Source organism: Nostoc sp. (assembly GCF_036917095.1).
Lineage (GTDB): Bacteria > Cyanobacteriota > Cyanobacteriia > Cyanobacteriales > Nostocaceae > Nostoc.
In genome coordinates this window covers 362,868-376,972 of sequence record NZ_JBALFH010000044.1, presented here as the reverse complement: position 1 = coordinate 376,972, position 14,105 = coordinate 362,868, and the positions used below count along the sequence as shown (strand labels likewise).

General features: G+C 42.1%; 13 protein-coding genes and 1 pseudogene. 8 read left to right on the top strand and 6 right to left on the bottom strand.

Translation table 11 applies throughout. The features are described from left to right. The first annotated feature begins 203 nt into the window (after window positions 1-203). Entirely contained in the window at window positions 204-1,544 is a 1,341-nt protein-coding gene (locus V7L01_RS26135) for a TldD/PmbA family protein (protein WP_335039949.1), read from the top strand. Window positions 1,545-1,614: 70 nt separating this feature from the next. On the opposite strand, the gene V7L01_RS26130 is transcribed toward V7L01_RS26135, so the two are convergent. From V7L01_RS26130 to mgtE, 3 genes are all read right to left on the bottom strand, one after another. Next, window positions 1,615-2,055 (bottom strand): pentapeptide repeat-containing protein, encoded by a 441-nt coding sequence (locus V7L01_RS26130; protein ID WP_335039947.1) that lies wholly within the window; start codon window positions 2,053-2,055, stop codon window positions 1,615-1,617. Between the two features lie 240 nt (window positions 2,056-2,295). Then, complete coding sequence (locus tag V7L01_RS26125) at window positions 2,296-3,327, bottom strand: aspartate carbamoyltransferase catalytic subunit (RefSeq protein WP_335039946.1); 1,032 nt, start codon at window positions 3,325-3,327, stop codon at window positions 2,296-2,298. 114 nt (window positions 3,328-3,441) lie between these two features. Continuing rightward, window positions 3,442-4,794 carry a magnesium transporter gene (gene mgtE / locus V7L01_RS26120; protein WP_335039944.1) on the bottom strand — a complete coding sequence of 451 codons (1,353 nt, stop codon included), beginning with the start codon at window positions 4,792-4,794 and terminating at the stop codon, window positions 3,442-3,444. Between the two features lie 714 nt (window positions 4,795-5,508). On the opposite strand from mgtE, the gene V7L01_RS26115 reads away from it, so the two are divergent. Further along, on the top strand, window positions 5,509-5,886 hold the full coding sequence (locus V7L01_RS26115) for a hypothetical protein (protein ID WP_335039942.1): 378 nt from the start codon (window positions 5,509-5,511) through the stop codon (window positions 5,884-5,886). Here V7L01_RS26115 and V7L01_RS26110 read toward each other — a convergent pair. Next, window positions 5,865-6,107, bottom strand: a complete 243-nt coding sequence (locus tag V7L01_RS26110; RefSeq protein WP_335039940.1) for a hypothetical protein — start codon at window positions 6,105-6,107, stop codon at window positions 5,865-5,867. The genes V7L01_RS26115 and V7L01_RS26110 overlap by 22 nt on opposite strands. A gap of 274 nt (window positions 6,108-6,381) precedes the next feature. On the opposite strand from V7L01_RS26110, the gene V7L01_RS26105 reads away from it, so the two are divergent. Next, on the top strand, window positions 6,382-9,588 hold the full coding sequence (locus V7L01_RS26105; RefSeq protein WP_335039937.1) for a glycoside hydrolase family 15 protein: 3,207 nt from the start codon (window positions 6,382-6,384) through the stop codon (window positions 9,586-9,588). Window positions 9,589-9,674: 86 nt separating this feature from the next. After that, window positions 9,675-10,052, top strand: a pseudogene (locus tag V7L01_RS26100) (GxxExxY protein). 114 nt (window positions 10,053-10,166) lie between these two features. On the opposite strand, the gene V7L01_RS26095 reads toward V7L01_RS26100, so the two are convergent. Continuing rightward, window positions 10,167-10,481, bottom strand: a complete 315-nt coding sequence (locus tag V7L01_RS26095) for a YkvA family protein (protein ID WP_335039935.1) — start codon at window positions 10,479-10,481, stop codon at window positions 10,167-10,169. Between the two features lie 145 nt (window positions 10,482-10,626). Between V7L01_RS26095 and V7L01_RS26090 the strand changes: the two genes are divergently transcribed. From V7L01_RS26090 to V7L01_RS26075, 4 genes are all read left to right on the top strand, one after another. Further along, the gene (locus tag V7L01_RS26090; RefSeq protein ID WP_335039933.1) at window positions 10,627-10,941 is read left to right on the top strand and encodes a HAMP domain-containing sensor histidine kinase; all 315 of its coding nucleotides are present in this window, start codon (window positions 10,627-10,629) and stop codon (window positions 10,939-10,941) included. Window positions 10,942-11,080: 139 nt separating this feature from the next. Continuing rightward, window positions 11,081-11,809, top strand: coding sequence for a MotA/TolQ/ExbB proton channel family protein (locus tag V7L01_RS26085; protein WP_335039931.1), 729 nt, complete (start codon window positions 11,081-11,083; stop codon window positions 11,807-11,809). 41 nt (window positions 11,810-11,850) lie between these two features. Further along, window positions 11,851-12,531 carry an ExbD/TolR family protein gene (locus tag V7L01_RS26080; protein ID WP_335039929.1) on the top strand — a complete coding sequence of 227 codons (681 nt, stop codon included), beginning with the start codon at window positions 11,851-11,853 and terminating at the stop codon, window positions 12,529-12,531. A gap of 269 nt (window positions 12,532-12,800) precedes the next feature. Further along, on the top strand, window positions 12,801-13,163 hold the full coding sequence (locus tag V7L01_RS26075) for a phage holin family protein (RefSeq protein ID WP_335039927.1): 363 nt from the start codon (window positions 12,801-12,803) through the stop codon (window positions 13,161-13,163). A 47-nt stretch (window positions 13,164-13,210) separates the two neighbouring features. Here the strand turns inward: V7L01_RS26075 and psb29 are convergent, their stop codons facing one another. Then, complete coding sequence (gene psb29 / locus V7L01_RS26070; RefSeq protein WP_335039925.1) at window positions 13,211-13,918, bottom strand: photosystem II biogenesis protein Psp29; 708 nt, start codon at window positions 13,916-13,918, stop codon at window positions 13,211-13,213. Between the last annotated feature and the right edge of the window lie 187 nt (window positions 13,919-14,105).

Below are 14,105 nucleotides of genomic sequence, written 5' to 3'. Positions count from 1 at the left end.
AATGAGTAGGAGTTTAAAACTAGAACAAAGCATCTGGCATTACAAGTTATTTGTCTGGTTAAGCAACTGCTACAAACTAGACTATGCCTGTTGCATCAATCAAAACACTACGAGAAAAATATAAGTCATAACATCCAAAATCCAAAATCTAATATCACAAATAAAATTGCTTCCAATCCAAAATCAAAAATCTAAAATTGACTATGCCGAATATCAATGAAATTGCAAATTCTGCCAAGGACAATGCTGATAAGCTTGGCATTAAAAAATTCGACATTTATGGCTCAACAGTAGATGACACTAGCGTGCAAGTAGACCAAGGTGAGCCAAAACAAGTCAAAGCCTCAAATCGCTCTGGTGTTACTGTTCGTGTCTGGAATGAAGATAATACAATGGGTGTCACCAGCACCACAGATGTAGATCCCAAGGGGCTGGAATTAGCTTTGAAAACTGCTTACGAAGCCAGTTTTTTTGGTGTTAAGGAAAATGTTCCTGATTTTAGTCCAGAAGCTACCGTTCCTATTGCAGATAAAGGTCAGGATAAGACACCCCAAGCACCTGTTGCTGAACTTATAGAAAGATTGTTGGTAGCTGAAAAAGAATTACTGGCAGCCCATCCAGCAATAAAAGGTGTGCCTTATAATGGGTTATCGCAAAGAGATATTGACAGGTTTTATCTAAATAGCGATGGTGCAGTCAGAACTGAATCTCACTCTTTGGCATCAGTTTATCTTTACAGCAAAACTGAGGAAGATGGCAAAAAGCCGCGCAGTGCAGGTGCTTTTAGAATCAACCAAAGTTTAGATAAACTAGACATTAATGGTTGCATCAAAGAAACCGCAGATAAAACTATCAGTCACTTGAACTATGAAAAAATCAAAACTGGTAAATATCGAGTTGTTTTCTCACCGGAAGCTTTCTTAAGTCTGTTGGGTGCTTTTTCTAACTTGTTCAATGCCCAAAGTATTTTGGACAATCAAAGTCTATCCACTCCCGATGATTTAGGTAAGCAAATCGCTTCTCCTCTGCTTTCGGTTTTTGATGATGCACTTCACCCAGCTAACGTAGGGGCAGAAACTTTTGATGGTGAAGGAACTCCTACTCGTCAGATTTCGCTGATTGAAAATGGAGTTTTAACAAGCTTTCTCCACAGTGCAGGCACTGCTAAAAGGTTAAATACCCAGCCAACAGGTAATGCTAGTATTGGGGCAAAAGTCAGCGTTAGTCCCAATTTTTATCACGTTTTTACAACAGCAAATCCTGAGCAGGAATTTACCTTAGAAACTGCGGAAAATGTGATTTTTATCGATGATTTACAAGCTCTCCATGCTGGAGTTAAATCCTTGCAAGGTTCCTTTTCTTTGCCCTTTGATGGTTGGCTAGTTAATAAGGGTGTCAGGACGAGTATTGAATCGGCAACGGTTGCTGGCGATTTCTTGGAACTCTTGAAGTCAATTATTTACGTGGAAAAAGAGGTGGAGTTAACGCCAGGGGGAGTTTGCCCGAAAATTTGGGTTGATGAACTGTCGATTACTGGTGAATAAAATTTAAAAAGTGCAGAGTTAGGAGTTGAATATAACTCTTAACTCACCACTTGGAAATTTTTACTCGCCATTAATATTCACCACCGACGCTGATGGCAGTATTAAATACATCTGCACCGCTTAAATCAATATTAGCCAAAACAGCGCCATCTACGTCAGTATTATATAAACGGGAATTACTCAAATTAACGTTGGTGAGATTGGCATTATTTAAGATAGTATCGCTGACAAATGCTTCTGTGAGATTAGCAGACTTCAAATTGGCACCCGTTAAATCTGCACCTTCTAAGTTAGCACCTTCGAGATTAGCTCCTTTTAAATTTGCATTTCTCAGGTCAACACCTATTAGATGAGCGCCCTTGAGGTTTGCTCCTGTTAAATTACATCCAGAACATTCTCTAGTTTCCAGCAAGCGCCGGACAGGGGCGGAGTTTTCTGCTTTGACGGGAATGGGAGCAGCTAAAGATAGCGTGCTGAGTAAGGCTGCTGCCGTCAAAAAAATTCGTTTCATATTTACCTCCGACACTTCTAGTAGAAGCCATTAAATTTTTAACTTCTACGCTACCAGTGTGCCAAGATTACAGAATTCTGTGCTCATGCGATCGGAGGAATATATAATTTCTTTAAGACTAGGTATTCTTCTGTAAGGTAGTCCGATGGGACTAATATTAAAGGATTGTTAGCCATAATTCCGTAGGCTACCGCAAAGAAATAAGAGTTTCAGAGAGTTTTTTATCCATTGGAAATTATCTTAAGCCTTGCCGCTACCTAATAGATAGAGCAGCGCCATGCGAACCGCGACACCGCTGGTAACTTGTGATTGAATCAAACTAAACTCTGGGTCATCCATCAATTCAGAACTAATTTCAACACCACGGTTGACTGGGCCTGGATGCAAAACTTTGACGTTAGGTTTACAAAGTTGCAGTTTTGTGCGTGTAATGCCAAATAGCTGATGATATTCTCGCAAACTTGGCAACAAATGAGCCGTCATCCGTTCCTTTTGCAGACGTAAAGTCATAACAAAATCAGCATTCTGCAAAGCTGGTTCTAGCTGCCAGTGTAGAAAAAGTTGGGGAGTAGGCGATGAGGAGATAATTAACTCCTGATTCTTGACTCCTGCCTCCTCCAAGATATACTCGGCAAATAACTTGGGTAAGAGGGTGGGCGGTGCTGCGAGATGCACTTCGGCACCACTGGCAATTAAACTCCAAATATTCGAGCGCGCCACACGAGAATGGAGAATATCCCCAACAATGGCAATCTTTTTACCTTTTAAAAGTTCCAGTCGAGGACTAGCTGGGTCAATTAAAGTAGTTATGGTAAATAAATCTAGCAGTGCTTGGGAAGGATGCTCATGTTGACCATCACCAGCATTGAGGACGCTAACTTTTACACCTAGACGATCCATTTCAGCCGCGATCGCATTCGGTACACCTGCCTCTCGATGGCGGACTACCATAATATCAGTTCCCATCGCCAAATAGGTCTTCGCTGTGTCGAGAATTGTCTCTCCTTTTGTCATAGAAGAAGATGCTGCGGCGAAGTTTAGCGTGTCTGCACTTAAGCGTTTGGCTGCGAGTTCAAAACTACTACGAGTACGAGTAGAGGGTTCAAAAAATAAATTCGCCACCACCTGTCCCTGCAATGTTGGTACTTTCTTCGTCCGCCGCGATAGCACCTCTTGAAAACTGGCAGCAGTTTGCAAAACTGTATCGTATTCGGCGGTAGTGAAGTCAGCTAGGGAAAGAACGTGATGACGATTCCAGGTGTTAGTAGGCATAAAATTTGGGGAGTGGGGAGTGGGAAGTGGGGGAGCAGGGATCAAGGGAGAAGAATTTTCCCCTCTGCCCCTTGCCCCCCGCCCCTCTGCCTCTTTTCAATGCCCCATTCCCTTTCACGCTGGTAAATGGAAAACGTTTAAAGCTAGAGAAATTAAGCTGAGGAACGTTAAAAACCCAATTGTATCTAGCATTGTAGTCACTAATGGGCCACTAACCAAAGCAGGATCAAGCTTCAGCCGCGTCAAACCCATTGGCAGTAAAGTGCCGAGTGTAACAGCCACAATTGTATTAGTTGCCATTACCATTCCGGCAATTAAAGCCACCCATCGTTCTTGGGGTCGCGCCCAAATTAAGGAAAGCAGGAACATCGTTGTGGCTAAAGCTACGGCTGTACCTAAACCAGCTAAAAGTTCCTTGCGGAGAATTTTTAAGGTATCTTTGGATGTTACTTCTCCCACTCCCAAGCCGCGAATTGTCACCGTTAATGATTGAATCCCAACAGTACCACCAGTGTTAGAAAAAATTGGCATGATTACTGCTAGAACTGGCACTGCGGCAATTACAGATTGAAAAGGTGCGATCGCACTGGCTGCACCAATATATAGTGCCATGATTCCCAATAGCCAAGGCAAACGGTTGCGGATGGTGAATAGGGGAGAGGACAAAGCTGCTTCATCACCACTCACACCCGCCAGTTTCTGAATATCTTCTGTGGCTTCCTCTTGCAAAATATCCATGACATCATCAATGGTGACAATGCCTACCAATCGGTCTTCTCGGTCAACCACGGGGATAGCGATTAAGTCGTAGCGCTGCATGATTCGCGCCACTTCTTCTTGAGGGGTTTCAGTTGTCACCTTAATGACGCGATCGCTAGCAATATCCTTGATGAAAACATCGGGAAAGGTAAACAGCAATTGGCGCAGTGAAACCACTCTCACCAGCGTCCGGTTGTCATCTGTGACGTAGGCGTAGTAAATCGTCTCCTTGTCTTCATCCTGACGGCGGATTTTGCTCAAGGCTTCACCTACAGTCAATCCTTGGCGCAACCTGACATATTCGGTTGTCATTACCCGCCCAGCCGTACCCTCTGGATAGCCGAGAATCGTCGCTGTTGCTTGCCTTTCTTCTGGACTCAGTTCTTGCAATAGGCGTTTGATTACCCCAGCAGGTAGTTCATCAAACAATTCTGCCCGTTCGTCGGGACTCATCGCTTCTACAAGTTGCACTACCTGGACATCATGTAGAGAATTAATTAGTTCTTCTTGCACCTCTGTTGGCAGATATTCAAATACATCAATTGCCTGAGCTTTGTTGAGTAAACGAAATGCGATCGCGCGTTGTTTTTCAGGCAATTGTGTAATGTAGTCTCCTACATCCACAGGTTGTAAACGATTTAAATCCCATTTCAACTGGTTTAAATCGGTAGTATCAGTCAGCAAATCACGAATATCTTGTGTAAGCATGAGATATATCTCCTAAGTCTCCCCCGCGCTGGGAGACTTCCTCGCCAGCTCAGAGGAGGTTGATACTGCCATCTGGTGGACTATTGCCCATAAAATTTCAACAAATCAATATCGATATCTAAATTAAGGCATCGCTAGTCATCATCCTAACCCGGAATAGCACTCTCCGGTAAATACTGAATATTAGCATTCAGTATTTATAATATTTACCACTAATAGCTAAGTTAACTACCTCGAAATTTAGGTAATTTTCGTCTAGCTTAAAGTAGATTTTACTATTGCTATAGGCTATGTCAAGGCAATAAACGATTTTTTTCGCAAACTTTATACAGTTAAAATATTTACAACACTATTAAGTAATCCTTTGCATCAAGCAACTTCATGCATAGTCACCTGGACGACGGAGAATCAGAAATGGGCTAGCAGATTTCACTTCATAGTCGCGGTAAGGTGTTTGAGCTTTAGCGCTCGCTCTTGGGTGTGCCTAGTTTCCTCTATACTTAGATATAACAATAAAAATTGATACTCTGTAATAGGCGCGATCGCTCTTCTCCTAAAAGTCAGTTTGTGTAAGGGTCAGTACAGTATCTGAATTAACGAGCAGTGGAGAATTTTTTTAACTGGACAGAAGGATCTTTTAAAGCATTTTTATAATGTGTTGCCTAGAATTGGCCAAGAGGGCTACGCTAATTAGAAAACTCAAGAGAGAAGTTTATGCTCTTTTGGTTTAATCAATCTAAAAAACTGAATGAAATTTTACAGCGTCCTAATATGAACGATGAAAACTTTCTTCATAGGCTCCAATTATCTGGTGAGGCTGCAATAAAAACAGTAAAGTGTTGCAGAACTGAATTAGGCAAATCTTATCGAGTATCTCCTGAACAGCTTTATCCAGATGATAAATTTCTAGACATAATAAAATTGCCAACTCCTGAATGGGATATGCTGGAGCTTGTATTGGCTCTTGAAGAAGCTTTAGGTATCGGAATTGATGAGGAACAAGTTCCTAACTGGACTTCTAGAGGCATAACTTTGGGTGAATGGATTATAGACTTTCTCTCTAGATGCGATCAAGAAAAATCAGAACTGTGAATAAGTTGATGCAATAATAACTTATTCATTTTAAATTCATACTTTTTTCCTCCAGCAAGAACTGCCCCAGCATAGCTGCCTTCTCTTTCAATATTTTCCAGCACAGAGGCTAATTTCTGACGCAGTTGGGTAAGGGTGTTGCAATTTTCCCATTCAACCAACGAGTTATTGTTGCCTGTTCGCATCTTAAACGTTCTGCGAGCGATCGCTGAAATTAGCACTCGTTTATCTAATTTAAACTATCAACAAAAGAATTCATTATACCTTAAGAAAATTGTGAATTAAGTATAAAATATCACATATATAATGAATATTTAAATAAATATCGTATTTTAGTTTGCGATCGCTAAAATTTAGTACCCAGAGGCGTATTAACAGGAGATAATAATAAACTCACACCACCTTTAGCTGTTGTCCCATCAACCATTACAGAACTTGTTCTGGCTTGGTTTAGAGTCACAGGGTCAAATTTTGCAAGTTGTTCTGAACCAAGTCATGAAAACATCTACCAAATTGCTAACTCGCCTAGACTATTACTACCAGCAAATCAAAACGATCATCCTGACTCGGCAAAATCCGATTACTGGTTTGCTACCCGCAAGTACAGCGATTACAGCCCACGGCGATTATACAGACGCCTGGGTGCGAGACAACGTTTATAGCATTTTGGCAGTTTGGGGTTTAGGACTTGCATACCGCAAGATTGACGACGATAAAGGACGCACCTATGAACTAGAACACAGTGTCATCAAATTGATGCGCGGGTTGCTATTTGCGATGATGCGACAGGCTCATAAAGTAGAGACATTTAAACATACTCAGTCGCTACTAGATGGATTGCACGCCAAATATAATACCGCGACTGGTGACATTGTTGTTGGTGATGATGAATGGGGACATTTGCAACTTGATGCCACATCTATATTTTTGCTGATATTGGCGCAAATGACGGCAGCCGGATTGCAAATAATTTATACGATTGATGAAGTGAATTTCGTCCAAAATTTAGTTTACTACATTGGACGAGCTTACCGCACACCAGATTATGGCATTTGGGAACGCGGTAATAAAATAAATCGGGGTAGTGCCGAGTTAAATGCCAGTTCCGTAGGTATGGCAAAAGCGGCTTTAGAAGCTATCAATGGACTGGATTTGTTTGGTGTGCGTGGTAGTCAGGCATCAGTGATTCATGTACTACCAGATGAAATCGCCCGCGCCCGAATTACTTTAGAATCACTATTACCGAGGGAATCTGGTTCCAAAGAAATTGATGCGGCGCTGTTGAGTATTATTAGTTATCCTGCCTTTGCAGTGGAAGATTTGGAGTTACGCGATCGCACTTTAAACGATATTATCAATAAACTCGCAGGTAAATACGGCTGCAAACGCTTTCTGCGTGATGGACACCAAACCGTTTTAGAAGATAATCAGCGTTTACACTACGAACCGTGGGAACTCAAGCAGTTTGAGCATATTGAATGCGAATGGCCGTTATTTTTCACTTATTTAGTTCTAGATGGATTATTTCGCGGCGAACAAGAACAAGTTAAAAAATACCAAAATCTTTTAGAATCATTACTCATAGAACAAAACGGCTTGCGTTTATTGCCAGAACTTTATTATGTTCCAGCCGAAAACATAGAAGCAGAAAAGTTAGCACCTCAAACGCAACCACGTTTGCCCAATGAAAATATTCCCTTGGTGTGGGCGCAGAGTTTATATTTTCTCGGTGAAATGTTGAGTGAAGGGTTATTAGCAGTTGGCGATATCGACCCTTTAGGAAGACATTTATGTGTGGGAAAACAGCGCGAGTCATTGGTACAAATTGCCTTGTTAGCAGAAGATGAAGATTTACAAACAAAATTAGAAGTTCACGGAATTGAAGCGCAAACACCCGCCCAAGTAGAACCGATTCAGGTGAGAAAAGCTGGAGAATTTTCAGCTATTTATACCCAAATCGGACGTAACGATAAGCTTGGTTTAACTGGACGGCCAGTGCGGCGGCTGCGGAGTTTAACAACATCTAGAATCTTTCGGATTAGCGGTGAAACAATTGTATTTTTACCTTCATTCTCAGACTCTCAACAGTTTTACTTAACCCTTGATTACCATTTTCTGCTGGATCAAATTAGAAGCGAACTAGCTTACATTCAAAAATATTGGAGCGATTTAGGCCGTCCTACTCTGACTTTAATGTTGACACACACCATGTTAGAAGCAGGTTCGGAAGCATTACTGGAATTGATGCAAGAACTGAAAGATGGGGTTTGTAACGGTGTGCGGGTGAAATTAGGGCGGCTAAATCAGCTAATGCTGACAGCAGGAATCCAAAGAATTGATTTTCTTCCCAATGCAGAATTTTCGCGATCGCCAGTCAAAAATGCTAGTCCACATTGCTATTATTTAGCTTATCATCCTGAGAAAAACTGGCGCTTAGGACATACCCAAGAATTTCAAATGGAGTACGAAACTAACTTGGGGTTATTGCTTTCTTGCTTGCGCTCATCAGAAAATATTTACGAGCAAATCGAGTTATTGCAAACTTTAACTCGCTTGCAGGGAATGAAATTTGATACGGGGTACGGTGGGCCAGGATATCCTGTCACCGTAGCCGATTTACTAGATGAAGTTTACACCAAAGCTGGAGATTTAGGCATTTGGGCAGTAGTGCGTCGGGCTGCGGGGTTGCGCCAAATGGTTGATATCAGCCTATCAGATGCAGTGACGAGTATTTTGGTACGGGGTAAGCAAATTGCTGTGGGTAAAGCTTACAGTGAAGCGTCCTTGATTACTGTACCCATGTCCCACGATGAAATTGCCGATAAAATTAATCATTTTTGTCGTGAGGATATCCGCGATCGCGTCCTCACCCAAGAGATTTTAATCTATGTTGGTATCTTAATTCGCTCAGAACCCGAACTATTCCAGGGATTACTAACCCTGAGAGTCGGCTATCTCATCTTATTGATAACCAGCGAACTAGCGCGGGAATTGCATGTCACTCAAGATGAAGCTTACGATCGCTTAATGCAACTTTCGCCCTTTGAAGTGAAAACACGCTTGCGTCAGGTATTAACTGGATATACTGGCATGAGTAACCTGTTACGCCAGCAAGAATCACTGCACGTTAAGCAAAAAGAAAGTGATATTGCTTGGGTAGTGTTACCAGGAATCGCCGAAGGGATAGAAGTTCCGCCGGGAGGTTGGCGACGGTTTCGCCAAGCCGAGGGTGCGACGGGGCGCGTACCAAAAGAATTTTTTAAACAAGTTTGGCTATTAATGCAACATTGCAAGGGTATAGTAATTGGCGATAAATTAGAACGCCGCAATCGTTTAGATAGTGAGATAATGCTGTCGGAAATGACAGCAGGTGAAAGAAATTTTGCTCTGTTAGTTGAGCATTTGCTGAATAAAATCGAAGCTACAGAATATCGCCAAGTTAATATTGAAGCATTAATAGAATTAGCTGCGATCGCAGCCAATAATCCAAAGCTGCAAATTGAAGAATATATCGTGTTGGATGTGTTAATCGGCCATGCAGTGCGATTGGCGTGGCTGGAAAACCATAGTCAACGCAGCGATCGCTATGACGAGGATAAGGCGAGTGCGTGGCGATCGTTTTACAATACTTCTCCTAGAGATTGCGCTAGTTATATTTTGAAGGCATTTAGATTCTTGACGGAATTTGTGAAAGATTTTTAAACGCAGAGGGGAGGCAGCGCGTTGCGGGGTTCCCCCCGTTGTAGCGACTGCCGTCGCGCAAGGGGAAACGCAGAGGAACGCAGAGGATGAGAGAGAATGAGTTGAGTGGGGCGATCGTTGGTTGTGCGATGAAGGTGCATACTGCTTTGGGGCCTGGTTTGTTGGAGTCGGCTTATGAGGAGTGTTTAAATTATGAGTTGAACAAAGCCGGGTTGAATGTTGGTAAGCAAATTCCATTGCCTTTGGTTTACTAAGATGTGCAATTGGAATGCGTTTATAAATTAGATTTGATAGGAGAAAATAAAGTAATTGTAGAGATTAAATCTGTAGAATCTTTCCACCCGATTCACTCCGTTCAACTCCTAACCTATCTCAAACTAGCAAACTGCAAACTAGGTATTCTCCTCAACTTTAACGTCCTCCACCTCAAAGAAGGTATTAAACGCGTAGCCAACAACCTCTAACTCTTACTCTGCGAACCTTCGCGCTTCCCTTTGCGTTCCTCTGCGTTAAAAAAATATCCCCCACCTCAGATTCCAAAAGCAGGGGTTTTGTTAAATTAAATTTTGTTCGCAAAACTACTTAACCGAAACAGCATCAACATCAATGGTGCTTGCAGTCGAGGTAGAACCCTCTTGATTATTGGGCGCTTCGGCACTTACATCACCCTTACGAGCTTTCCACCCTTCAATTACTAGCCCAGATACCTCACTAACTAGAAGGGTCAAAAGAAAAACGTCATCAATCTGTCCCGCAACGGGTATAAAATCTGGGAGTATATCAAATGGGCTGACCAAATAGACTAACGTTCCTAAAATTACCCACCAACGGTACTTGGGGTTACGAAGCACACTGCGATACCAGGTGTAAAGTGATTGAATTGAAAATTTCATATTTTGAACCTCCAGTTATCTTTAATTTTGGCAAATTATTTTAAAAATTCCCGGTGGGAATAACCGCCCTAGTTAGTCTGGAAGACGCTACTCGTAATCTGTAACCAAATACCTAAATCCTACCCAGATTATCATCCGCACCTCAATGAGCAATTCGCAGTCGGTGGAAATTGCGTTGGCAATGCCGTACCCTTCCGGAAGCAAGCTACGCGTAACCTCTCGCAGAGAAGGCATCGCTGATAATGCCGGGAGAATGTCGGAATACTTTAAAAACCACATCTTCAATTCTTTCTTCACCACCAAACCTGTGGGCAAAGGAAAAGGTATAGGCATGGCAATCAACTATCAAATTCTCACCGAAAAACATGGTGGTAAATTGGAATGTTTTTTTTCTCTTGGTGAAGGAAGTGAATTTCTCATTCAATCGCCTACCCAGCAGCAATTTTCTACAGCAGCCTAAGTCAAATACGCCATGTTTACAATGTCTTTTTAGATTTTCGATAAATTTATATTTTGGAAGCCCCTCATTTTGCATTAATCTCTAGAATTAAAATGCCTTAGCACATTTGCTGTAGTCATGGAGGGAGGAAACTTAAACAGTGGATATTTTAGATTTGTTTTATCAGGGCGGGCCAGCGATGTGGCCTTTACTTGTTCTGTCGATTCTAGCTTTAAGCGTGATTTTTGAGCGTCTGTGGTTCTGGTTGCGAATTTTGACTCAGGAAAAGCAAATAGTCGATCGCATCCTGGATGCTGCCCAGGATAATTGGCAAGTAGCTGCGGATATTGCAAGACAAGCCAGCCACCAGCCTGTCGGGCGTTTTCTCTATGCCCCTCTACGTTTTCCAAAAACTGATGCGGAAACCTTTCGACTAGCACTTGAGGCTACAGCCGAAGATGAATTGGCTGGAATGCGGCGGGGCGAAAAACTTTTAGAAGCTGTAATTGCCCTTGCGCCCCTGCTGGGATTGTTGGGCACGGTTTTGGGTTTAATTCACTCTCTGCGCTCAATTCGGATTGGCGATTTGGGAACTGAATCTACCGCTGGGGTGACTACTGGTATTGGTGAATCCTTAATTAGTACGGCAACTGGGCTAATAGTTGCCATCATTAGTTTGGTATTTTACCGTCTATTTCAAAGTTTTGTAGTCAACCAAGTCAAAGTTTTTCGGAAGGCAGGGAATGAGATGGAATTGCTCTATCGCCAGTCCCCCCCTGATTTTAGTAATAGTACATCAGCAATTGTGCGGGAAAATTTCACTCCACCGCGCAAGCCAGGAAAGACTAGATTGCCCGAACCTCCTGAACCCCCGAATTTACCTAATTAGTCAATAATTCAACCCCCGAACTAGGCGTTTAAATTGAGAAAATGAAAGTTAATCTACATACCCCAATTGAAGAAGTCCAAATTCAAATCATCCCTTTAATTGATGTTGTTTTTTGTATTCTGACGTTTTTTTTATTAGCGGCTTTACAATTTACGCGACAACAGGCAATAAATGTTGATTTGCCCAAAGCTAGCTCCAGTTCAGTATCTGGAATAACGTCACAGAGTGGAAATTTGATTGTAACTATCGATGCCGTTGGCAATACTTACATCGAAAAACAGCCTGTTAAACGGGACGATTTGGGACAGAGGTTAAAACAATATCTCCAAGCAAACCCTAGTGCCGTTGTAGTGCTGAATGCTTCGCGAACAGCAACTTACAATGATGTAATTGAGACATTGGATTTGCTACGGCAAGTAGGAGGCGATCGCGTCTCTTTGGGAATTATTCCTGGCCCATCTCAACCACCCACAAACTCACTTAACCAGCCTGGTGTTCCATCATTTCCAATCAATCCTGGTGCTGCACCAGTCCCAGGCATCAATCCCGAAGGGAACCTTGCCCCGAAATTTCCCTTAGCACCTAATTCCGTACCCTTTCCCGGCGTAAGTCAGCCTCCAACTGGACAAGGCATCAGTCCTATCAATCCTGGTATTTCCAACCCACCAGCATCACAAGCGCCTGTAGCACCCAAACAAACCCAACCTACTCTTAAAAGATGAGATAGGGGCATGGGGCATTGGGAAGAGGCAGAGGGGCAGGGAGCAGGAAACAAAAGTGAGAATAAAAATTACCTCTTTCCCCCCTGCCCTTTGCTTCCTCTTCGTCCTCTTCAAGCTTTTTCCCAATCCTAAAGATATCTAAAATAAAATTCGGTTAGCGACAAAATTTCTGCTAATTTACAAATAATTGGTTGAGCTTTAAAGATTTTTCCACCGATAAACTAAAGTAATTTATCGCCAATTGCCATTCACGTTTCAGGGGTTGTGGCATGAATCTTGTGACGCTTTTAATTGTTTGGTTAGTAACAGCTATCAGCCTATTGATAATTAGTAAATTACCTTTAGGAGTTGAAATTGATACTCCTGGTAAAGCCTTCCTTTCTGCCGCAGTGCTTGGAATCGTGACGGCTATAATCAAACCGATTTTAAGGCTCGTTTTTGCAGTACCCAATTTACTCACATTGGACTTGTTATCCGGCATTTTCACTTTTATGATTGCCGTGGTTTGTTTTAGTATTGCTGCTTGGCTAGTAGAGGGCTTTCGCTTGCGTTACGGGATTTGGAGTGCTGTTATTGGGGCATTTACGCTGACTATAATTAACAGTTTAATCTACAAATTATTAGGCATCTAAAATTAAAAGTTAGGAATTACTAATAACTCCTAACTTTTAATTTCTAACTATTCGTTGGAACTTGGGGGAGCAACTGGAGTAGTTGATTGTTGTTTGCGTTGCTCGCGTTTTTTGCGATCGGCTGAGAGCATATCTGCCATCACCACCAGTGCTTGCGCCATCTTATCTAGGTTAGAACGGTACAGTTCTAAATCCTTGTTAAGTTTGTCATTGGACAGGTGCAAGCCAGCAGCGATCGCTTTTAGCGCCTCAGTGAGTTGCTTTTCATCTTTAACCAATTCTGGATCTGACTGTTCTAATAACGAAAATACACCAATTGCGAACAAGCGGTTGTATTTAAAGTTAGGATTATTGGCGATCGCTTGCAGGTTTGCTTGCAAGTCAGCATCTCTATCTAAGTAACTAGTTTGGCCCAGCCACGCAATTAAATCTTTAACTTGCAAACCTTTAGCTACAGTTTGCAATCTTTGGGCATCCTGTCGATAGCGTTGCGGATCTTGTTCTATAGCCTTACATAAGGCGTTAAAAATTGATTCTTGATCCCGTTCTGGTTGATAGCCTTGCATGAAGCGGTCAAAAGTAGTGACGACGCCCAAGGCATAAATTGGATTGTAGCTAAAATCGATATTTACTGACAGCAGATGCATTTCCACCATCAATTCTTCTACTACCCGACGATAAATAGTGTTAATCGGGCGAGTATGAAGATTGTAAAAAGTTCGTTTTGTATCAGAGACAGTACGGACGTTATTCACAAAGAAAATGTTAAGGGCGACGTATCTTTATTTTCTCGCTTAAAGGCGACTTTGCCAAGTTGAGCTTTTGGCTGGTGACGGTTTCATTTACAATGTAGACAAATCAAAAGTATTTTATAAGCTAGTAGCCACAGGGGATTAAGACCCTTTCCTCTACAAAACTAGCCCAAAATATTTATTTTTAATG